The sequence below is a fragment of the Marinobacterium sp. xm-g-59 genome, assembly GCF_013283315.1.
Taxonomy (GTDB): Bacteria; Pseudomonadota; Gammaproteobacteria; order Pseudomonadales; family Balneatricaceae; genus Marinobacterium_E.
In genome coordinates this window covers 1-20,171 of the sequence record NZ_WBYR01000017.1, presented here as the reverse complement: position 1 = coordinate 20,171, position 20,171 = coordinate 1, and the positions used below count along the sequence as shown (strand labels likewise).

Sequence of the window (20,171 nt, the reverse complement as noted above, 5' to 3'; positions counted from 1 at the left end):
AAATATATAATCAAATGAGGCCGCATCTTAGCCTTGGCATGAAAACGCCAGAAGAGGTGCATAAAAAAGCGACGACCTAAGGTCGTCGCTTCAATCAAAAACCGTCAACGTATTTTAGGACGGGACACAGTGTTAACCCTCTGTCTTGGGAGGCTCTACTCCAAGACGCTGTGCAGCGATGACAGCTTGGGTCCGACTGTGGACACCCAACTTACGAAGAATCGCCGTCACGTGAGCTTTGATGGTGGCTTCAGAAACGTTTAAATCGTAAGCGATCTGTTTATTCAATAGTCCTTCCGTCAGCATCGTCAGTACACGGAACTGTTGTGGCGTCAAAGAGGCAATCGCTTCAGCAAACTTCTGATCCTCGTCTGTAACAAGGTCATCCATTGACTCTTCTAACTCCTCTGGCAACCACTCATCACCTTGAAGAACAGCAACAATCGCTTCTGAAATGGTCTCTAGCGGAGATGACTTAGGAATAAAGCCTGACGCGCCGTAATCGATCGCACGCTTCATAACATGAGTCTCTTCACTGCCTGAGACGACAATCACTGGAACACCAGGGTGTTGACCACGAAGGAATACCAGACCAGAGAAACCTTGAGCACCTGGCATATGGATATCCAAAAGCACCAAGTCAGCATCACCATGCTCTTCAACAGCATTCTGAACAGACTCAAGAGTATCCGCTTCGATAATCTCCACTCCGGAAACCGCTTGGGAAACCGCCTGTTTCAGCGCTGCACGAAACAGTGGGTGATCATCCGCAATGATAATTTTTTGAGCCAGTTGCATAGTATTCTCCGACAAGCCTAGAAAGGCAGTATAGCGCTTTTTTGTAGGGTATAAGTTAATCGAATAATGGATTAGTTTCCAGTTCAAATGGAAATAAAAAAACCCACGACGAGTCGTGGGTTTTTTAATAAGAGTGTTTAGCTCTTACGATTCATGCGGTTTTCGATCAGGTCATCCACCACACTTGGATCTGCCAAGGTAGAGGTATCACCAAGAGCACCGAAATCGTCTTCCGCAATCTTGCGAAGGATACGACGCATGATCTTACCAGAACGTGTCTTAGGTAGACCGGGTGCGAACTGAATCAAATCCGGTGATGCAATTGGACCAATCTCTGTACGTACCCAGTTACGCAGTGTCACTTTAAGCTCATCAGAAGCTTCCATGCCTTCCTGCAGCGTTACGTAACAGTAGATACCCTGACCTTTAAGATCGTGTGGGTAACCTACCACCGCAGCTTCAGCAACCGCTTCGTGAGCGACCAACGCAGACTCAACCTCTGCGGTACCCATACGGTGACCAGATACGTTGATTACATCGTCTACACGACCAGTGATCCAGTAGTAGCCGTCCTCATCACGACGTGCGCCATCGCCCGTTGTGTAGTAGCCAGAGAAACTAGAGAAGTAAGTCTGACCGAAACGTTCGTGGTCGCCCCAGATTGAGCGAGATTGACCAGGCCAAGAGTCCTTAATGACAAGGTTACCTTCACCTGCACCTTCAATCTCTTTGCCATCGTTATCCAGTAGCGCTGGCTGAACACCGAAGAATGGACGAGTTGCTGAACCCGGCTTAGTCGCTGTCGCACCAGGTAGAGGTACGATCATGATGCCGCCTGTCTCAGTCTGCCACCAAGTATCAACGATTGGGCACTTACCAGCACCCATGACACGGTTGTACCACTCCCAAGCTTCTGGGTTGATTGGCTCACCAACCGAACCTAGCAGTTTAAGAGAGGATAGATCAGAGTCGCCTAGAACATCTTCACCTTTCTGCATCAAGGCACGGATGGCCGTGGGCGCGGTGTAGAATTGGTTAACTTTGTGTTTTTCGATAACGCGACCGAAACGGCTCATATCTGGGTAGCTTGGAACACCTTCAAACATCAGGGTCGTTGCACCGTTTGCTAGTGGACCATAAACAATGTAGCTGTGACCTGTTACCCAACCCACATCGGCTGTACACCAGTAGATATCACCCTCTTGGTAATCAAAGACGTACTGATGGGTCATTGATGCGTAGACTAGGTAACCACCTGTGGTGTGCTTAAGACCTTTAGGCGCGCCAGTAGAGCCTGAAGTGTAAAGAATGAACAGTGGATCTTCAGCGTTCATCTCTTCAGGTGGGCAATCAGCAGAGGCTTTTGCCATCTCCTCTTCATACCAAACATCACGGCTCTCATGCCAAGCAACATCTTGATCAACGCGGTTTACAACAACCACTTTTTCACAGAACTTAGCTGCACCAGGGTGAGTCAGAGCTTCATCAACGTTCGCTTTAAGTGGAACCGCTTTACCACCACGAAGTGAGAAGTTAGAAGTCACAACCAGTTTAGAGTTAGCGCCTTCTATACGAGCTGCAAGCGCTTCTGGAGAGAAACCACCAAATACAATCGAGTGAACGGCACCAACACGAGCACAAGCCAGCATAGCGACAGCGGCTTCAGGGATCATTGGAAGGTAAAGAGTGACTACGTCACCTTTACTAATACCCTGCGCTTTAAGCACGTTGGCAAACTTACATACACGCTCGTGAAGATCGCGGTAAGTGATCTTTTCATCTTCTTCTGGGTTATCACCTTCCCAGATAATCGCAACCTGATCACCACGAGTCTCTAAGTGGCGATCCAAACAGTTTGCTGCAACGTTCAACGTACCATCTTCGAACCAACGGATATCAACATTATGAGTATCAAACGATGTGTGCTTAACCTTAGTGAAAGGCTTGATCCAGTCGATACGCTTAGCTTGCTCAGACCAGAACGCATCTGGGTTCTCAACTGACTGCTGGTACATCTCGTTGTATTTAGCTTCATCAGCATGGGCGTTAGCAGCAAACTCTGCAGATACTGGGTAGATCTTATCGCTCATTAGTTCTTTCCCTTAGATTGATTGGGTACGGCAATCATTGCCACACTCTATTTATTAAAGTGCAATATTTATAACCTGAGCTACCCTAAGTCAGAATTAGACATTGGTCTGTTCAAAAGGACTCTTTAGTCTAAGTAATTCAACAGAATCCTATTGCATAGTCGAAATGAGGCTTTAGAATTCACTGCCAGTGCCCCAGTAGCTCAGCTGGATAGAGCAACCCCCTCCTAAGGGGTAGGTCGGACGTTCGAATCGTCTCTGGGGTGCCAGTCTCCTATCTCTCTTTTCACAATGAAAAACAGATTATTTTTACTGATCAATTTGACAGATCCCAGACCCTAAACTATACCTTAAGTCATATGACATAAATGACCCGAAGGACAGTTGTACTGATGAGCTCTTTAGACAATAGCCGATACCTTGATCGGACCGAAGCCGCTAAGATTTTATGCGTGGATGATGAGGAGTCTGTCGTTAACTCGCTTCGCAGGGTATTACGTTCAAGCCACTACGAAGTTATCGGTTTCACATCGGCACCGGAGGCACTGAAGTACCTTGAATCCAATGAGGTTGATCTGATTGTTTCTGACATGCGAATGCCCGAGATGAGAGGTGATGAATTCCTGGCAAAAACCATGTCAATTACACCTAATACGGTTCGTATTCTACTGACTGGTTATTCAGATTTTGATATGACGGTGAGTGCCATTAATGAAGGTAGAATTCACCGCTACATGTCCAAGCCCTGGGACAATAGTGAACTGCTTGCGATCATTAACGAAGAGCTCGTTCAAAAACAACGTGATGATGAGAAACGTAATTACGATGAGCTTGTGAAAAGCCTAACTGCGACTGATCCACTGACCGGTCTACTCAATAGAACGGCTCTGATGGAGCAAGTAGAGGCTCAAGCGATTGTTGGCACGGCCTTGCCAGGCGTTGCCCCCTCCTACCTAATTCTCTTAGATGTCGATAATTTTAGCTCTATTGTTGAGTCCGTCGGGCCTCAAACCAGTGAGGACGTTTTAAAATTGGTCGGCAGACTATTAAGTTTTAATCTTCGCTCAGGCGATATCATTGCTCGTACCGAGGACGATGAGTTTGGCATCATGTTGAATCAGTATGCTCCCGAGGACTGTATTAACGGCATTATGGAACGGGTCAGAATGAAACTGGCCTCACGTAGCTATCTAGTGCGAAACCAGAAAGTCGACATACAAATCACTCTAGCAGCCAAGGCAATCGATATCGGTGATGACCCTGAAGAGCTCTATAAAGCAGCGAAAAAAGCGCTGAAATTCGCAAAATCCGAGGGAAAGAATCGCTCAGAAATCGCTGACTAAACGCCTAGTAACAAAAAAGCCCGCTAACAAACATTAGCGGGCTTTTTTTATGGCTTGCTGTCTGAATAGCTGTTAAATATCTTCAGCTTTCACAGGTGTTCCTACCAACTTATTGATCACTTCGACCAACTCATGATTATCAAACGGCTTATTCAAAATCGCATCGGCTCCCAAATCGATCGCCTTTTGGAGGGCTTCACTGCCCAATGCCGAGATGACCAATATTTTTGTTGAAGCTATTTCTGGAGTTTCGCGAACAAAACTCAGTACATCGTAACCACTTAGGCCCGGCATACTGAGATCCAAGGTCACCAGAATTGGGCGATCTTTCATCAGCTTGGTACCCGCTTGAAAACCATCAGCGGCCACCTCTGCGACCAAACCATGCTTACGTAACACTCGTTGTAATGCACGTGCGATGGCAGGCTCATCATCTACAACAAGAACCTTTCGACTATCTTCCTGCAGTTCAGCAGGAATCGGGATCTCATGCTCAACCAGAAAGGCTAAGAAGTCCTCTACGCGAACTCTGTTATTCCCTCGACCTGGAAGTTTAAAACCCTTTAAAGCCCCTCGCTCGATCCAACGAATGACGGTTCGTAAATTAACGTCACAAAGCTTAGCGATTTCACCTGTACTGAGCGTCTTCATTCTTCAATTCCTAAAGCGCAGATACTGCCTTTATACTGCGGGTCTATTTTCTTTCTCTATACACAGCATAGACGATAAAAAATAAAACGAAGTCACTTTTGTAAAAAAAGTTAGAGAATATTCAAACTTCACAATTGTCAGGTAACAAAAAAGCGCCCGAGGGCGCTTTTTATAATGGTTAATCAAAGATTAACCAACAAACTTAATCATGACACCTGCAGCAACCGCAGAGCCAATCACACCCGCTACGTTAGGGCCCATGGCATGCATCAGCAAGAAGTTTTGAGGGTTAGCCTCTAAACCGATCTTATTGGAGACACGAGCAGCCATAGGAACAGCAGAGACTCCCGCTGAACCAATAAGTGGGTTGATTGCATTACCACCCTCAAGCTTATTCATCAGCTTAGCCATCAAGACACCTGCAGCTGTACCGATACCAAAAGCAACGATACCAAGGAGCAAAATGCCCAGTGTGTTCAAGTCCAGGAACTTATCAGCGCTCAACTTAGAGCCAACCGATAGACCTAGGAAGATCGTCACGATGTTGATTAGAGCATTCTGTGCTGTATCACTCAGACGGTCCACAACGCCACATTCACGCATCAGGTTACCGAAACAGAACATACCCAATAGTGGGGCTGCATCCGGAAGCAACAGTGCGACAAGAATCAACAGCGCTATCGGGAACATGATCTTCTCAGTCTTAGAGACATGACGAAGCTGGTGCATTGCGATCTTACGCTCCGATTCAGTCGTCAATGCACGCATGATTGGCGGTTGAATCATTGGCACTAGTGCCATGTATGAGTAGGCAGCTACAGCGATCGCACCCAGTAATTGAGGGGCAAGCATGCTGGCAACGTAAATAGCTGTTGGACCGTCAGCACCACCTATGATACCGATTGCAGCTGCATCTTGAACTGTGAAGTCCATGATACCCATCGCTGAAAGACCCACAGCACCCAATACCGTTGCAAAGATGCCGAACTGAGCTGCAGCACCCAAGAATAGAGTCTTTGGATTAGCCAGGAGCGGACCAAAATCAGTCATCGCACCAACGCCCATAAAGATCAGTAGCGGAGCAACACCCGAAGCAATGGCTACAGAGTAGAAGTTATAGAGCATACCATTGCTGTAACCCGCGTCAGCAGCAACCATAGTGGCTGCATGATGCGTAGACGGATTAGAGCCGTGGTAAGCATGCAGTATCTCGTGAGGATCCACACTGGTAATATTCAATGAAGCAGCCAAACCCTGAAGCACTTCAGGTTTTGCAAAGTGAACCGCATTCTCTACTGCAGAAAACGCGAGTCCAGCCTCGGGAATATTCGCCATGATGCCACCAAAACCGATTGGCACAAGCAGCAGTGGCTCAAAGTTTTTGCGGATTGCCAAAAAGAGCAACAACAAACCAACAGCGATCATAGTTACCTGACCGGCTGAGATGTTGTAGATGCCCGAGGCTTCCCACAGTTGAAGGATCTTTTCCATTAAACCGTCACCTCAAATTAGGCAAGAGTAACCAGAGAGTCGCCAACCTGAACGGCATCGCCCTCTTTAACGTCAACTGAAGTCACTGTACCAGCACGCGCTGCACGAACTTCTGTCTCCATCTTCATCGCTTCCAAGATAACAAGCACATCGCCCTCTTGAACCGCTTGACCAGCAGAGACCTGAACTTTCCAGATGTTACCGGCCAGTGGAGCTGGCACAGGCTCACCTGAACCTGCAGGCGCAGCGGCTGGAGCGGCAGGTGCTGCAGCAGCAGGAGCAACGGCTGTAATGTCACCACCTTCAGCCACTTGAACAACGTAGTTCTGGCCATTGACTGTGATTGTGTAAACTTCTGGTCCTGATTTCTTAGGTGCTGACATAGCTAGCGCATCCTCTAAAGTGGGTACTGGTTCAAACGCGTCTGGGTTACCGCGATTTTCAAGGAATTTAAGGCCGATCTGAGGGAACAGAGCGTAAGTAAGCACGTCATCAATTTCACGCTCACCCGTTTCTAGCTCAATACCCTTTTCAACTGCGATCTCTTTAAGCTCTGCAACAAGCTTATCCATCTCTGGCTCGATGAGATCAGCTGGACGGCAAGTGATAGCCTCTGCTCCATCAAGAACTTTGGCCTGAAGCTCAGCATTGTATGGCGCAGGAGCTGCACCGTACTCACCTTTAAGGATACCCTGAACTTCTTTAGATATAGTTTTGTAACGCTCGCCAACGAGTACATTGATAACCGCTTGAGTACCAACGATCTGTGATGTTGGTGTCACCAGTGGAATGTAACCAAGATCTTCACGTACTCGTGGGATCTCAGCCAACACTTCATCAAACTTATCCGCTGCGCCCTGCTCTTTAAGTTGACTCTCCATGTTGGTCAACATACCACCAGGAACCTGAGCCACTAGAATGCGGCTGTCAGTACCACGCAGTGAGCCTTCAAATTTAGCGTACTTCTTACGAACTTCACGGAAGTAGGCTGCAATCTCTTCGAGTGCTTCTAGGTTTAGACCGGTATCACGATCCGTACCTGCTAGAGCCGCTACTACAGACTCTGTTGCTGTATGACCGTAGGTCATCGACATTGAAGAGATCGCTGTATCAACACGATCAATGCCCGCTTCGACCGCTTTCAGGATGGTCATATCAGACAGACCTGCCGTTGCGTGAGCATGCAGCTGAACTTCAAGCCCCGTCTGAGCTTTCAGACGAGATACAAGATCAAACGCACCGTAAGGGGTCAAAATGCCTGACATATCTTTGATGTTGATTGAATCAGCACCCATGTCTTCAAGGGTCTTAGCGTAATCCACCCACATGTCGATGGTGTGAACTGGGCTAGTAGTGTAAGAGATCGTACCCTGAGCGTGTTTGCCAGTCGCTTTAACGGCCGCAATCGCTTTCTCAAGGTTACGAGGGTCATTCATCGCATCGAAGATACGGAATACGTCGATACCGCTCTCTGCTGAACGCTCAACAAAACGCTCGACCACATCATCACCGTAGTGGCGGTAACCTAATAGGTTTTGACCGCGCAGTAGCATCTGCTGGCGAGTGTTTGGCATTGCTGCTTTAAGTTGGCGAATACGATCCCAAGGATCTTCACCTAGATAACGAATACATGAGTCAAAAGTGGCACCACCCCAACTCTCTAGCGACCAGTAGCCAATCTTATCTAGCTTCTCAGCAATAGGAAGCATGTCATCGAGGCGAAGACGAGTCGCAAACAATGATTGGTGCGCATCACGTAAAACTACATCCGTGATACCAAGAGGCTTATTTGCATCAGACATAAACTTAAGTTCTCTCTTGTTAAAAGGCAGTGCCTAAAATTACTTACGGTATTTATGAACCGCTGCCGACAATACAGCCAACAACTCATCATTGTTGCCTGCAGCTTGAGGCGCAGACGCTTTGGCTTTTGGCTCTACAATCGGTTCTGGCAAAAACTTGTTTACCAGCTTAGACATCAATGTAGTGACAATGACCAGCAGCGTAAGGAATACGAAAACGAACCCCATACCATAGACCATAAGGTTGAGGCCTTCTGATATCAGACTATTCATCTACTCTACTCCAATAAAAATAATTCAAAGGGCTTGGCATAATCCTTGGATCTATGCGCAAAGTAACCCCTACCCAACAGCATAGGAAACATTTATCCCATAGCCCCGCAGCCATATCAAGCCCACTTTGTATGTAGTGAATTTACAAAAAAGGTCGTTTTTTTAACTTACCAGTCAACTTACGAATGAAGCTGCAGTATTTACGCACTCTGTAACGGCGTATAAGTGTTAGTTTCGGAATGACTTTCATTGCGACTAAAGAATGAGAAAGTCTCAATTTGTTTTAAGGTGGGTAGTGGAGATGGTGCCCTGCGCTTCAGTCGAACGAGCACGTTGACTCGGCTGGACACGTCAAGTTCAAAAAAAATGCCACCCTAAAGGTGGCATTTCTTTTGAATATGGCGCGCCCGGCACGATTCGAACGTGCGACCGCCTGGTTCGTAGCCAGGTACTCTATCCAGCTGAGCTACGGGCGCTGAAGTATTGCGTGATTCTGAAATGGCGCGCCCGGCACGATTCGAACGTGCGACCGCCTGGTTCGTAGCCAGGTACTCTATCCAGCTGAGCTACGGGCGCTTATTTCAGATGTTGGTCGATGAAAACACTAAAGAAGTGAAAACTCAAGATTGGCGCGCCCGGCACGATTCGAACGTGCGACCGCCTGGTTCGTAGCCAGGTACTCTATCCAGCTGAGCTACGGGCGCTTAATCTTGATGGCGGAGCGAGAGGGATTCGAACCCTCGATACGCGTAAACGTATACACCCTTAGCAGGGGTGCGCCTTCAGCCACTCGGCCACCGCTCCTGATCAACGGCGCGTATAGTACAAGAGAGGTGACTAAAGTTAAACCCTAAAAGGGAAAAACTTACGACTTTCCGCTATTTTCCTGCTCTTTTTCATCCAAGATCCTTTGGTAGATCTCTTCACGATGAATGGAAACATCTTTTGGTGCATTCACACCGATTCGCACCTGATTACCTTTGACACCAAGAACAGTGACACTGATATTGTCACCAATCATTAGAGTTTCACCAACTCGCCTTGTCAGTATTAGCATCAGCTTCTCCTAAATCCATTTAAGATAGGCGACCAAGTGATCGCCATGTGCGAATCCAATTATGCTAGATAGCGATTATTCAGCGACGCTGTCTGCTTGATCGAGTTCAAACGCACTGTGCAGTGCACGAACCGCTAGCTCCATATACTTCTCTGAGATTACTACAGAGACCTTGATCTCGGAAGTTGAGATCATCTGAATATTGATATTCTCTTTAGCCAGGGTTGTGAACATATTGCTTGCAACGCCTGCGTGAGAACGCATACCCACACCCACGATAGAGACTTTAGCAATCTTATTGTCGCCTTTCACTTCACGCGCACCTAGCTCGTTAGCCGTCTCTTCAAGGATAACCAAGGCTTTATCGTAATCATTACGGTGTACTGTGAATGTAAAGTCGGTAGTCTGATCGGCTGCTACGTTTTGAACGATCATATCTACTTCGATATTGGCAGACGAGACAGGACCTAGGATACGTGATGCAATACCTGGAAGGTCAGGCACACCCAACACCGTCAGTTTTGCTTCGTCACGGTTAAACGCGATGCCTGAAATAATTGGATTTTCCACGCTATCAGTTTCCTCTGTAGTAATAAGTGTACCGCCACCATCTTGGAAGCTAGACAATACACGTAATGGAACATTGTATTTACCTGCAAATTCAACCGAGCGAATCTGCAAAACCTTTGAACCGAGACTGGCCATCTCTAGCATCTCTTCAAAGGTGATTTTATCGAGACGACGGGCACCTTCTACCACGCGCGGGTCTGTCGTGTAGACGCCGTCGACATCCGTATAGATCTGACACTCATCAGCTTTTAAAGCAGCCGCCAGAGCAACACCCGTTGTATCAGAACCACCGCGACCTAGGGTCGTGATATTGCCGTCATCATCCATGCCCTGGAAGCCGGCTACAACTATGACGTTACCTTCATCAAGATCTGAACGCATTTTGCTGGTATCGATGCTTTGGATACGCGCTTTGGTGTGTGAGCTATCAGTATGGATACGAACCTGACCGCCAGTGTAAGACTTCGCACCTAGACCACGCTTTTTCAGAGCCATAGAGAGCAGTGAAATCGTCACCTGCTCACCCGTTGATACCAAAACATCGTATTCACGTGGATCTGGATTATCAGTGATATCTTTAGCAAGACCGATAAGACGATTGGTCTCACCGCTCATTGCAGAGACAACCACGACAATGTCGTGACCCTGATCCTTAAATCGTTTTACTTTGTCAGCGACTGCTTCAATACGCTCTACTGAACCTACTGAGGTACCGCCATATTTTTGTACAAATAAAGCCATCTATCTCTATTTCCAATTAACGCTGCACGATTAACGTGCAGCTCTAACTAATTCCGGTACCGCAGCAATCGCCTGAGGAAGAGCCGCTATATCGGTGCCACCGCCCTGAGCCATATCGGGTCGACCACCGCCTTTACCGCCAAGTTGAGTGGCAAGCTCACGAATCAGATCACCCGCTTTTACTTGACCAGTAAGATCTTTCGTCACACCCGCGACAAGGCTAACCTTTTCACCATCGTGTGCTGCAAGCACAACCACACCGCTACCCAACTTATTCTTAAGCTGATCCAGCATGTCGCGAAGTGATTTAGGGTCAACACCTTGAACTTCTGTTGCCAAAACCTTGATACCGTTGATCTCAACAGCCGACGAGAGCAGCTCACCACTCTGGGCAGCCGCCAGTTTTGCATTCAATCGTTCAATCTCTTTCTCAAGGGAACGGCTACGTTCGTTCAATGCTTGGAATTTCTCTAGCAGTGAATCTCGAGAACCTTTAACCATTGCGCCGAGTTCACCCAGTAGTGACTCACTCTCTTCAAACCAGTTGAGAGCAGCAAGACCGGTAATCGCCTCGATACGACGCACGCCTGATGCAATACCCGACTCAGAGACAATCTTCATCATACCGATATCACCCGTACGAGAAGCATGAGTACCACCACAAAGCTCTACTGAGAAGTCGCCACCCATGGATAGAACACGTACTTCATCATCGTACTTTTCACCAAATAGGGCTTGAGCTCCGCGCTCCTTCGCAGCATCAATCGCCATGATTTCGGTTTCTACTGACGTATTTGCACGAATCTGTTCATTGACCATCTGTTCAACGGTTTTGAGCTCTTCGTCAGTAACCGCTTCAAAGTGTGAGAAGTCAAAACGGAGACGTTCATCATTACACAGCGAGCCTTTCTGCTGCACATGCTCTCCGAGCACGCGACGAAGCGCTTCGTGTAAAAGGTGCGTTGCTGAGTGGTTAAGAGCCGCAGCTTGACGACGAGCTTTGTTAACCAGTGCGTTAACTTGGTCTCCGAGCTTTAAAACGCCCTCAGTCACAGAGCCGTGATGGACATGGCTCTTACCCTCTTTTGTACAGTTTGCCACATCAAACGTACCGCGATCCCAAACCAGCTGACCAGTATCACCGACCTGACCACCCGATTCAGCGTAGAAAGGTGTACGAGTCATAACCACAAGACCGGACTCTCCAGCAGATAGCTCTGTGACTGATTCGCCCTCTTTGAAGATCGCTTCAATCTCAACACGATCTTCCAGAAGCTCATAACCAGAGAACTCGGTAACGCCATCGATCTCTAGCTTATCGTTGTAATCCACATTGAAAGATCCTGATGCACGAGCGCGCTCACGCTGATCAGCCATTGCTGCTTCAAAGCCTTCCATGTCAATGGTCAGTTCACGCTCGCGCGCAACGTCGGCGGTCAAGTCAACCGGGAAACCATAAGTGTCATAGAGTTTGAATACTGCTGAGCCAGGAACGACCGTACCCTGAAGATTTGCAATCTCCTCTTCAAGAAGTGCCAGTCCTTTGTCTAGGGTACGAGCAAACTGCTCCTCCTCTTTAAGAAGCACTCGCTCAACCTGTTCCTGCATTTTTGCAAGCTCAGGATAGGCTTCGCCCATCTCTTTAACTAGGGGCGCAACCAATTTGTAGAAGAAGGTTCCTTGAGCACCGAGTTTATTACCGTGACGAATGGCGCGGCGCATAATACGACGAAGAACATAGCCACGCCCTTCGTTTGAAGGCGTCACGCCATCAGTGATTAAGAATGAACATGAACGGATATGGTCAGCGATTACGCGAAGTGATTTGTTATCGCGATCCTTGGTACCAATTACTTCAGCTGTCGCTGCAAGTAGGTTTTGGAACAGATCAATTTCGTAGTTCGAATGAACGCCCTGCATAACGGCAGCAATACGTTCAAGACCCATACCGGTATCAATTGAAGGGCGCTCTAGCGGTGTCATTTCACCATCAGCAGAACGGTTGTACTGCATAAAGACAACGTTCCAGATCTCGATGTATCGATCCCCATCTTCCTCTGGGCTTCCTGGTGGGCCACCCCAAACATCAGGACCATGATCGAAGAAAATCTCTGTACATGGACCACAAGGACCTGTATCACCCATCGCCCAGAAGTTATCTTCATCAAGCTTAGAGAAACGCTCTGGGTCGATACCCATGGTCTCTTTCCAGATACGTTCTGCCTCATCATCACTGTGGTGAACGGTTACCCATAGACGCTCTTTTGGAAGACCCAAGGTTTCCGTTAAGAAGGTCCAAGCAAATCGAATGGCATCTTCTTTAAAGTAATCGCCAAAGCTGAAGTTACCCAACATTTCAAAGAAAGTGTGGTGACGAGCAGTGTAGCCTACGTTCTCTAGGTCATTGTGTTTACCACCGGCACGAACACAACGTTGCGAGGTTGTTGCTCGAGAGTAGTTGCGTTTATCGCTACCCAGGAATACGTCTTTAAACTGAACCATACCTGCGTTGGTGAAAAGCAGTGTGGCATCGTTGCCAGGGATCAGTGGGCTTGAAGAAACCACCTCATGTCCCTGACTAGCAAAATAGTCCAGAAATGCGTTTCGAATTTCAGCACTGGTCATCTTTTTCATAGAATCAGCCGAGTCTCTATCATCTTAAATTGACACCAAAATAGCCGTACCTAAATTGATACAGGTACAACCTTGGCAAAATAGCGGATAAGTATATACAAACTAGAGTGAAACTCGTAGGGGGTAGTGCGGGGGAATTGACCAAATTAACGGTGATTAGTCGTAATCGGGTTCACTATTTTGATAACGAAATGCGTATTCGATTTCACCATAGTTGAAACCACGTCCAGCCATATGTCTAAACCATTTTGCTTTCACTTTCATATCTTCAGGAGGCTCTTCACCAAATTTGCGTTTTAGATACTCAAGCGCGACCTGCTTGGGATCGTCTTTGCGACTATCTAATAACTCTTCGATTAATTGCTTAGAAATTCCTTTACGACTCAGATCGAAAGCTATTTTCTTACCACCTTGCCCCTGATCGGATTTCACTCGAATGTAGCTCTCTGCAAAGCGGCTATCAGATTGATACCCCTCTTCAACAAGGTAAGTTAACACCCTCTCTATGAGTTCAGGTTTTTCACATCTTTTTGCAAGACGCTCACGTAATTGACTCTGCGAATACTCTTGCCTAGCCAAATAACTGAAGGCAAAGGACCTTAGCTCGGATTCTGTTTCTATAGGTCTCTTTTGTCGTTTTTGCATAGAAATAAAAAAGGGGCCGAAGCCCCTCTATTCTGTGATTAAAATTCTAACTCTGCATTAGTTTCAGAACCTTCATCACCTTTTTCAGGCTTGGCTGGTACAGATAGCAACTCTTTACGAATTTGTGACTCAATTTCGTTAGCGATCTCTGGATTTTCTTCCAGGAACTTGGCTGCATTCGCTTTACCCTGCCCGATCTTATCGCCATTGTATGCGTACCAAGCACCACTCTTATCAATCAGCTTTTGCTGCACACCTAGGTCGATTACTTCACCCATGTGATAGATACCTTTGCCGTACATAATCTGGAATTCTGCTTGGCGGAATGGCGGAGCAACTTTGTTTTTAACAACTTTTACACGAGTCTCGTTACCGATAATCTCATCACCCTGCTTCACCGCACCAGTTCGGCGAATATCCAAACGAACTGAAGAGTAAAACTTAAGCGCATTACCACCCGTAGTCGTCTCAGGGTTACCAAACATGACACCGATTTTCATTCGAATCTGGTTGATGAAGACTAGCAAACAACCTGACTGTTTAACGGTACCCGTCAGTTTACGAAGCGCTTGAGACATCAAGCGTGCTTGCAAACCGACGTGCGAATCACCCATATCACCTTCGATTTCAGCTTTAGGCGTCAATGCAGCAACCGAATCGACAATGATCACATCAACAGCGCCCGAGCGAGTTAGCATGTCGGTAATTTCAAGTGCTTGTTCACCTGTGTCCGGCTGAGAAACAAGAAGCGAGTCGACATCAACACCAAGTTTCTCAGCATAAATCGGATCTAAAGCGTGTTCAGCATCCACGAATGCACAAGTTTTACCCTGCTTTTGAGCTTCAGCTATCACTTGCAGGGTTAGTGTTGTTTTACCAGAGGACTCTGGACCGTAGATCTCTACAACACGTCCGTAAGGAAGACCGCCTATACCTAGGGCAATATCCAATCCTAGTGAGCCAGTTGAAACTGCAGGGATAGCCTCACGAGGCTGCTCACCCATGCGCATGACTGCGCCTTTACCGAACTGTCGCTCTATTTGTGAGAGTGCTGCGTCTAATGCTTTCTTACGATTCTGATCCATGAGAAATTCCTTGAGCTATCTACTGGCTAACTACTGTATTAATAACCAGTATTAAAGCACAGGTAAAAAATATGTCAAACAGGAATACGAAAATAATTTCATAAACGCTCTAAAAGCCCTGTAATAGCTGCATTTATGGTCGCCTGCCGAACTGCGGAACGATCTCCATCGAACGTAAAACAGCGCGCTTCTGACTGTTTATTGGGCATCTTCCAGGCAATCCATACAGTACCGACAGGCTTATCTTTATTTCCACCAGTGGGACCAGCTATTCCAGTCACTGCGACCGCCAAATCCACGCCCTCTTGATTTGCCGCCCCTTCAGCCATCGACTTAGCAACGGGCTCACTTACTGCACCCCACTCAACAATCAATTCGTTTGGAACACCTAATAAACGTTGCTTAGCTTCATTGGAGTAGGTCACTAGACCACTATCAAACCACTGTGATGAGCCCGATATATCAGTGAGCGCCTGAGCAATACCACCGCCGGTGCAAGACTCTGCCGTCGCCATCATTAATCGTGCATCAATCAGCTTTTTAGCCAACAGGTCAATTTGCTTATTCATCACTCTTCACAGTCAAAGCTTTCATTAAAATTTATTGTTCTCGTCACTCGATAATCAAACAGATTCAAGTAGAATCTGATCTTTAGCTCGCTTTAATAATTGTAAATTTTATGTCCAATAGTCCACAAGATCTTTCCCAGCACACGCCAATGATGCATAGGTACTAAACAAAGCATTTATTATGGATGGGAGAAAGCATAAGATTTTAGCTATACTAAAACCTACACTTTTAGGGGCGGGTAGCAATCTTTTATAGCTATTACTGGGGCAGGTAATTAAAGGGGATACAACTCAATTAGTCTTGGTTCGTAAAAGCATGGCAATCTCTCCCTAGCCACCTCAATCACATCATCCCTATCAGTTCCATAGAACCTATAAGTCTCGCCATCAATGAGTGCTTCATAACCCTCGAAGCCTCCGCTTTCACACTTTGAATTCCATAAACTTATTATGAGCGGTGCTACAGGCTTAGGTGATTGCCTTTCGAGCCTTTTAACTCGCTTAAGCAGGTTATAGGCCATCTAAAGCCTCTAAAGCCTCAACACGACGTTTTAGATCATCAAACTCAACTACCCTAGCAAGGGTAGAGATCGACTGTATAAGAGTTACACCAATGTCTGGAGGGCAAGAACCTGATGCTATTGAAGATAAAATAGTTTCTGCCTTTTCGCTCAAAGTAGAATCTGAAGAGTTCAAGTTTGGAATTACAACACTCTGAGATGAAGGCTTTGAAATAGGAGCTGTTCTATTTAGAACTATCTTGGCAGCAGCTAGATCACCCTTAAGAGCCTTCTCAACAATCTTTTCAATAATATCTGGGGTTGCCTTATCGAGTCGCTCACGAACCTCAGGTAAAAGCACAGGCGGACGCCCTCTGGGATTACCAGAGTAGCCTTTGGCAAACTTGCCATTATTACGTGTTAATTTCTGTTTATCAGACATATTTCAAATGTAGCACATCATTAACGTACCACAAAGAGAATTTCTTAGGCTAGAAATCCATACATTAACTGAGTTAAATTAGTGTAAATGTGTAAACAAATTTTGTTGAGGAATACTTATGAATATTCGATTAGCCATCTTATCCCTAGTTGTTATCTTCGCGGGATGTGCTCAAGTTCCACCACTTGATTTCGCACCTGACGATGTTCTTCCAACAGGAGCCAAGATTGATCGACAAGTAAAAGACATAAGCATTGCTTTCGGCAAAGACGATGAGCGTGTGGGTTACATTGAGGTTGGTTTTGGTGGAAACCAGTACGAGGCTTCATTTAAATCATCATTCGAAGATGCCCTTCAAGAAGCGTTAATAAAAAGCGCAGTTTTTAATGACATGGCAGATAGAAGAGTTTTAGTTGTTGCCAAGGTTTTGAAGCTAGAAACGCCATCCATGGGAGTTAATTTTCCAACTGATTTTGTAGTCAGATATCAACTTCTAGACACATCATCTGGAAAACTTATCTTTACTCGAGATATTGAAAGCACTGGAGAGGTTGAAGCAAGTTATGCCTTCATGGGAGCTGCAAGATACACAGAAGCCAGAAATATAGCTGTAAGGAACAACATTCTTGAATTTATTACCTCTCTAGGGGAGTTTAAAGAGTGAGAAGAATAGTTGCCGCATGCATCGCTCTAACTTTAATTTTGGTTGGTTGCTCCTCACCAAGCAATCAGTCTAATACCTATCAAAGCAATGCAATGAGCAAAGCTCAAAGAACAATTGAAGGTAAAATTCTTTCTAAAAGGCAAGTAACAGTCAAAGGCGGAACGGGTATTGGAACTTCGTCAGGAGCAATGATTGGTGGTATTTCTGGAAGTTCATTAGGCTCTAATGCAAACGACTCAGCTGTTGGAGCCATCGCTGGAGCTGTAGTAGGAGGCACCATTGGCGCTATTGCACAATCCGAAGCTTTTGCTACTGAAGCAACTGAATACATCGTAGAAAGCAAAGTGGCTGGAATTTTGACTATAGTAATTAATGATAGCTCTCTTAATAAAGGAGACAGTGTTTTCATAGTGCTCGGCAAAGAACCTAAGCTAATTTTGAGAGATACACATTGAAGAGCTACATCTTTCTGATTATGTTGTTTTTTGTCTTAGTTGCTGGAATCTTTTTTCTGGGAGGAATAGTGCTTCTTTAACTATTCAAGCTAGGAAAAAAGTAAATTTGAAAATATGAACCAATTCAATCGCCCTAAAACTTTACATGAGGTATTCGATAAAAATACAGCCATACTGATACATCAGACAGTTGAGCGATTGTGCGCAACTGGCGGTCCCGTTTATTCTGGGCTCGCAGATGAAAAGCAGCATTATTACGATTCATGCAAAGTGATTGAGCACAAAACTGGTGGTATTTTTGGGTTTGGACAATCTAGTGTTTACTACATTGAAGATGCTGACGGTAACACTAAACCAGTTGATAATTATTTGATTGAAGGCAGTGGATACTTCAATTACAACTCAGAAACTGCTCGCATCAAAGGCCGCCAAAGAATACTTGATTACCAAGAAGAGGTGACTCGATTTATTCTTGGACACAACTCTGAGCTCTTAGAAATACTCTCTCAGATTAATCCATTTAGTGATTTATCAGCGCCTCAGCTTCTAGAACTAAAGGATGCTGAAATCAAAATTATCCAACTCAAAGAGAAGTTAGAGAAGGAGTGCGCGGCTTACGCTGAAGAGAAATCTAGATATCGTCCATCATTTCACTATTTAGGAGATTTTGAATACAAACGCGATATACTTGAGCAGCGTGCAAAAAAAAGAGAAATCATTCGATTCATACTTGAACGCATGACCTTTAATTACCCCGTGGATGTTGAGAAAGAAGTCGATCGTTATACTGATATTTCACGTCTTTTCCCACTCTTTACATACGCAACCACCTCCAGTTTATTTGCTGAATGAAAAGACAAACCCTTCAACCACAATCACATATGGTTTATTGCTGCTAACGATATTGCTCAAGTAATCTTTTCCCTTCAGCGTGCTTGGCCAATAGAAATAGTAATGAGAATTTTCATTGTCAGTGTAACTGAAGCACTTCTTAGATGCTGGAAAGCTTGAACCGTTCAGAACTATTGTTGTTTTAAAGTTGTTAAGAGTATTACCTCCAAAAATACAGCTTTGTGGAGAATACACCACATTAGTTAGCTCAAATCCAAATAGAAAAGTCTCATCATCAAACTCATGCTTAATAAGGTGAGCACGCCAGTCTTGCACACTATTATCACTGTAGCTCGGTGCGTGTGATGAGCAAGCCGTCAAAACCAAGATTGAAGCAAAAACAATTGTGATCTTAATCATCTGGGGTAGCTAGCCAATTTGTCGAAATCTGAATCCCATAAAAGCTTCCCGCGGTAGTAGCCTCTTACTGAGTATCTATAAGACCCATAATCACTGTATTTTGAGTTCTCAATCCAATCTCCTTTGTAACTGTAGCTATCGGATTTTTTATCGTAAGTTCGTGAAGCAACAGTATCCCAGACTTTTTCGCATCCGCCCTTATTGAGCAAGAATGGCTCTGTGCACCGTTGTATAAAAGCACGTACAGCGTAAATTTCTCGAGTGTCAGTAGAAAATTCATAACCTACGACAGGTTCGATATCATATTCATTTTTTGCCACGCCAGTGAATAAACAAGTAAATAGCCTTTCTTCTATTACTTCTTTACCTTCCGCCCACCCATTTTTGGCACCTTTCACAACTGTTTTTTTCATAATTATTGAGGTTGATATTAAAGCCCCATCATCCTCTATACTCATTATGCTTGAGGGGTAATAGCTCATAGAATCACCAGCAAACTCATACACTTTGCTGCATTCTTTTGCCAAAGTTAGATCATCTTTTTCACTGAGTTCACCAGCATATGAAACATTTGAAAGTAAAACAAAAACTATCGATGAGGCATAAGCAGCCCAGATTTTTCTATGGGACAAATCAAATTTCTCCATATTGTTTCTAGATTAGCAATTAAACTATGAGCCAAAGCATTTGTCCTATGCTAGAGCTTTATCTATATCACTAGACTAGCATACTGATCAAATTGTTTAGTACTGGGAACTGCATTGTTTATAGGATTGAGCTTAGCTCTCAAGTGCCAATATCATTTTCCTCATTACCTAGGCCATATAGATAATATTTAGAAGAATATTGAAAACAGACACTCAGCTAGACACTATAGTGAAAGACTTTTAAGTTTGCTTACTTAGAAAAACATCTTGAAAGAACAGTAGCTACAAGAATGAGCATTTAGAAAGACTTGGGATCAAAAGAGAAGGCATTGGAGCGAGATATTGTCAAATCTGGTGTACGGCATCAGGCGGCATTCCTGTCTGATTGATCCTGTACTTGCTCACCGTCCTTGAACGGTACGTTGTTGACCACCAAGGTCAGCAGATTAAATCCTCTTATCCG

19 protein-coding genes and 5 tRNA genes are annotated in these 20,171 nt (G+C 45.4%); 5 read left to right on the top strand and 19 right to left on the bottom strand.

The window, feature by feature from the left end; all coding sequences use genetic code 11:
• Positions 1-132: 132 nt before the first annotated feature.
• Together XMG59_RS11785 and acs are read right to left on the bottom strand one after the other, a co-directional pair.
• Positions 133-798: a response regulator transcription factor gene (locus XMG59_RS11785; RefSeq protein ID WP_173481405.1), complete on the bottom strand. Its 666-nt coding sequence runs from the start codon at positions 796-798 to the stop codon at positions 133-135.
• A 137-nt stretch (positions 799-935) separates the two neighbouring features.
• The gene (gene acs, locus XMG59_RS11780) at positions 936-2,888 is read right to left on the bottom strand and encodes an acetate--CoA ligase (RefSeq protein ID WP_173484600.1); all 1,953 of its coding nucleotides are present in this window, start codon (positions 2,886-2,888) and stop codon (positions 936-938) included.
• A 192-nt stretch (positions 2,889-3,080) separates the two neighbouring features.
• Between acs and XMG59_RS11775 the strand changes: the two genes are divergently transcribed.
• Both XMG59_RS11775 and XMG59_RS11770 read left to right on the top strand, forming a co-directional pair.
• Positions 3,081-3,157: transfer RNA gene (locus XMG59_RS11775), tRNA-Arg, on the top strand.
• A 123-nt stretch (positions 3,158-3,280) separates the two neighbouring features.
• Positions 3,281-4,231: a diguanylate cyclase domain-containing protein gene (locus tag XMG59_RS11770; protein ID WP_173481407.1), complete on the top strand. Its 951-nt coding sequence runs from the start codon at positions 3,281-3,283 to the stop codon at positions 4,229-4,231.
• A 72-nt stretch (positions 4,232-4,303) separates the two neighbouring features.
• On the opposite strand, the gene XMG59_RS11765 is transcribed toward XMG59_RS11770, so the two are convergent.
• The 15 genes from XMG59_RS11765 to XMG59_RS11695 form a co-directional block, all read right to left on the bottom strand.
• Entirely contained in the window at positions 4,304-4,882 is a 579-nt protein-coding gene (locus tag XMG59_RS11765; protein WP_173498790.1) for a response regulator, read from the bottom strand.
• A gap of 189 nt (positions 4,883-5,071) precedes the next feature.
• A complete protein-coding gene (locus tag XMG59_RS11760) occupies positions 5,072-6,373 on the bottom strand; it encodes a sodium ion-translocating decarboxylase subunit beta (protein ID WP_173484597.1) in 1,302 nt (433 codons plus the stop codon).
• 17 nt (positions 6,374-6,390) lie between these two features.
• Entirely contained in the window at positions 6,391-8,175 is a 1,785-nt protein-coding gene (gene oadA / locus XMG59_RS11755; protein WP_173494818.1) for a sodium-extruding oxaloacetate decarboxylase subunit alpha, read from the bottom strand.
• Between the two features lie 39 nt (positions 8,176-8,214).
• Positions 8,215-8,448, bottom strand: a complete 234-nt coding sequence (locus XMG59_RS11750; RefSeq protein WP_173481411.1) for an OadG family protein — start codon at positions 8,446-8,448, stop codon at positions 8,215-8,217.
• Between the two features lie 399 nt (positions 8,449-8,847).
• Positions 8,848-8,924, bottom strand: a tRNA-Arg gene (locus XMG59_RS11745).
• Between the two features lie 23 nt (positions 8,925-8,947).
• Positions 8,948-9,024: transfer RNA gene (locus XMG59_RS11740), tRNA-Arg, on the bottom strand.
• Between the two features lie 51 nt (positions 9,025-9,075).
• Positions 9,076-9,152, bottom strand: a tRNA-Arg gene (locus XMG59_RS11735).
• 10 nt (positions 9,153-9,162) lie between these two features.
• Positions 9,163-9,252 (bottom strand) — tRNA-Ser (locus tag XMG59_RS11730).
• Positions 9,253-9,313: 61 nt separating this feature from the next.
• Positions 9,314-9,505 carry a carbon storage regulator CsrA gene (gene csrA, locus XMG59_RS11725; RefSeq protein WP_173481412.1) on the bottom strand — a complete coding sequence of 64 codons (192 nt, stop codon included), beginning with the start codon at positions 9,503-9,505 and terminating at the stop codon, positions 9,314-9,316.
• A gap of 75 nt (positions 9,506-9,580) precedes the next feature.
• Positions 9,581-10,816, bottom strand: a complete 1,236-nt coding sequence (locus XMG59_RS11720) for an aspartate kinase (RefSeq protein ID WP_173481413.1) — start codon at positions 10,814-10,816, stop codon at positions 9,581-9,583.
• 30 nt (positions 10,817-10,846) lie between these two features.
• The gene (gene alaS / locus XMG59_RS11715; RefSeq protein WP_173498791.1) at positions 10,847-13,441 is read right to left on the bottom strand and encodes an alanine--tRNA ligase; all 2,595 of its coding nucleotides are present in this window, start codon (positions 13,439-13,441) and stop codon (positions 10,847-10,849) included.
• Positions 13,442-13,606: 165 nt separating this feature from the next.
• Complete coding sequence (locus tag XMG59_RS11710; RefSeq protein WP_173498789.1) at positions 13,607-14,095, bottom strand: regulatory protein RecX; 489 nt, start codon at positions 14,093-14,095, stop codon at positions 13,607-13,609.
• Between the two features lie 38 nt (positions 14,096-14,133).
• On the bottom strand, positions 14,134-15,180 hold the full coding sequence (gene recA, locus XMG59_RS11705) for a recombinase RecA (RefSeq protein ID WP_173483400.1): 1,047 nt from the start codon (positions 15,178-15,180) through the stop codon (positions 14,134-14,136).
• 98 nt (positions 15,181-15,278) lie between these two features.
• Entirely contained in the window at positions 15,279-15,749 is a 471-nt protein-coding gene (locus XMG59_RS11700) for a CinA family protein (protein ID WP_173498788.1), read from the bottom strand.
• 510 nt (positions 15,750-16,259) lie between these two features.
• Positions 16,260-16,691 carry a DUF5681 domain-containing protein gene (locus XMG59_RS11695; RefSeq protein ID WP_173498787.1) on the bottom strand — a complete coding sequence of 144 codons (432 nt, stop codon included), beginning with the start codon at positions 16,689-16,691 and terminating at the stop codon, positions 16,260-16,262.
• Between the two features lie 118 nt (positions 16,692-16,809).
• On the opposite strand from XMG59_RS11695, the gene XMG59_RS11690 reads away from it, so the two are divergent.
• From XMG59_RS11690 to XMG59_RS11680, 3 genes are all read left to right on the top strand, one after another.
• The gene (locus tag XMG59_RS11690) at positions 16,810-17,355 is read left to right on the top strand and encodes a UDP-N-acetylglucosamine acyltransferase (protein WP_173498786.1); all 546 of its coding nucleotides are present in this window, start codon (positions 16,810-16,812) and stop codon (positions 17,353-17,355) included.
• The gene (locus tag XMG59_RS11685; RefSeq protein ID WP_173498785.1) at positions 17,352-17,810 is read left to right on the top strand and encodes a hypothetical protein; all 459 of its coding nucleotides are present in this window, start codon (positions 17,352-17,354) and stop codon (positions 17,808-17,810) included. The genes XMG59_RS11690 and XMG59_RS11685 overlap by 4 nt, the downstream gene beginning before the upstream one ends.
• Positions 17,811-17,924: 114 nt before the next feature.
• Positions 17,925-18,662, top strand: a complete 738-nt coding sequence (locus XMG59_RS11680; RefSeq protein WP_173498784.1) for a hypothetical protein — start codon at positions 17,925-17,927, stop codon at positions 18,660-18,662.
• Here XMG59_RS11680 and XMG59_RS11675 read toward each other — a convergent pair.
• On the bottom strand, positions 18,648-19,061 hold the full coding sequence (locus XMG59_RS11675) for a hypothetical protein (RefSeq protein ID WP_173498783.1): 414 nt from the start codon (positions 19,059-19,061) through the stop codon (positions 18,648-18,650). The genes XMG59_RS11680 and XMG59_RS11675 overlap by 15 nt on opposite strands.
• Positions 19,058-19,708 (bottom strand): hypothetical protein, encoded by a 651-nt coding sequence (locus tag XMG59_RS11670; protein WP_173498782.1) that lies wholly within the window; start codon positions 19,706-19,708, stop codon positions 19,058-19,060. The genes XMG59_RS11675 and XMG59_RS11670 overlap by 4 nt, the downstream gene beginning before the upstream one ends.
• Positions 19,709-20,171 lie beyond the last annotated feature (463 nt).

Bases quoted from the DNA above. Each gene is read 5' to 3' on its own strand.
- XMG59_RS11695 (WP_173498787.1), bottom strand. From the start codon at position 16,691: ATGTCTGATAAACAGAAATTAACACGTAATAATGGCAAGTTTGCCAAA.
- XMG59_RS11670 (WP_173498782.1), bottom strand. From the start codon at position 19,708: ATGGAGAAATTTGATTTGTCCCATAGAAAAATCTGGGCTGCTTATGCC.
- acs (WP_173484600.1), bottom strand. From the start codon at position 2,888: ATGAGCGATAAGATCTACCCAGTATCTGCAGAGTTTGCTGCTAACGCC.
- XMG59_RS11690 (WP_173498786.1), top strand. From the start codon at position 16,810: ATGAATATTCGATTAGCCATCTTATCCCTAGTTGTTATCTTCGCGGGA.
- XMG59_RS11680 (WP_173498784.1), top strand. From the start codon at position 17,925: ATGAACCAATTCAATCGCCCTAAAACTTTACATGAGGTATTCGATAAA.
- csrA (WP_173481412.1), bottom strand. From the start codon at position 9,505: ATGCTAATACTGACAAGGCGAGTTGGTGAAACTCTAATGATTGGTGAC.
- XMG59_RS11785 (WP_173481405.1), bottom strand. From the start codon at position 798: ATGCAACTGGCTCAAAAAATTATCATTGCGGATGATCACCCACTGTTT.
- XMG59_RS11750 (WP_173481411.1), bottom strand. From the start codon at position 8,448: ATGAATAGTCTGATATCAGAAGGCCTCAACCTTATGGTCTATGGTATG.
- XMG59_RS11720 (WP_173481413.1), bottom strand. From the start codon at position 10,816: ATGGCTTTATTTGTACAAAAATATGGCGGTACCTCAGTAGGTTCAGTA.
- XMG59_RS11700 (WP_173498788.1), bottom strand. From the start codon at position 15,749: ATGAATAAGCAAATTGACCTGTTGGCTAAAAAGCTGATTGATGCACGA.
- XMG59_RS11760 (WP_173484597.1), bottom strand. From the start codon at position 6,373: ATGGAAAAGATCCTTCAACTGTGGGAAGCCTCGGGCATCTACAACATC.
- oadA (WP_173494818.1), bottom strand. From the start codon at position 8,175: ATGTCTGATGCAAATAAGCCTCTTGGTATCACGGATGTAGTTTTACGT.
- alaS (WP_173498791.1), bottom strand. From the start codon at position 13,441: ATGACCAGTGCTGAAATTCGAAACGCATTTCTGGACTATTTTGCTAGT.
- XMG59_RS11770 (WP_173481407.1), top strand. From the start codon at position 3,281: ATGAGCTCTTTAGACAATAGCCGATACCTTGATCGGACCGAAGCCGCT.
- recA (WP_173483400.1), bottom strand. From the start codon at position 15,180: ATGGATCAGAATCGTAAGAAAGCATTAGACGCAGCACTCTCACAAATA.
- XMG59_RS11765 (WP_173498790.1), bottom strand. From the start codon at position 4,882: ATGAAGACGCTCAGTACAGGTGAAATCGCTAAGCTTTGTGACGTTAAT.
- XMG59_RS11675 (WP_173498783.1), bottom strand. From the start codon at position 19,061: ATGATTAAGATCACAATTGTTTTTGCTTCAATCTTGGTTTTGACGGCT.
- XMG59_RS11710 (WP_173498789.1), bottom strand. From the start codon at position 14,095: ATGCAAAAACGACAAAAGAGACCTATAGAAACAGAATCCGAGCTAAGG.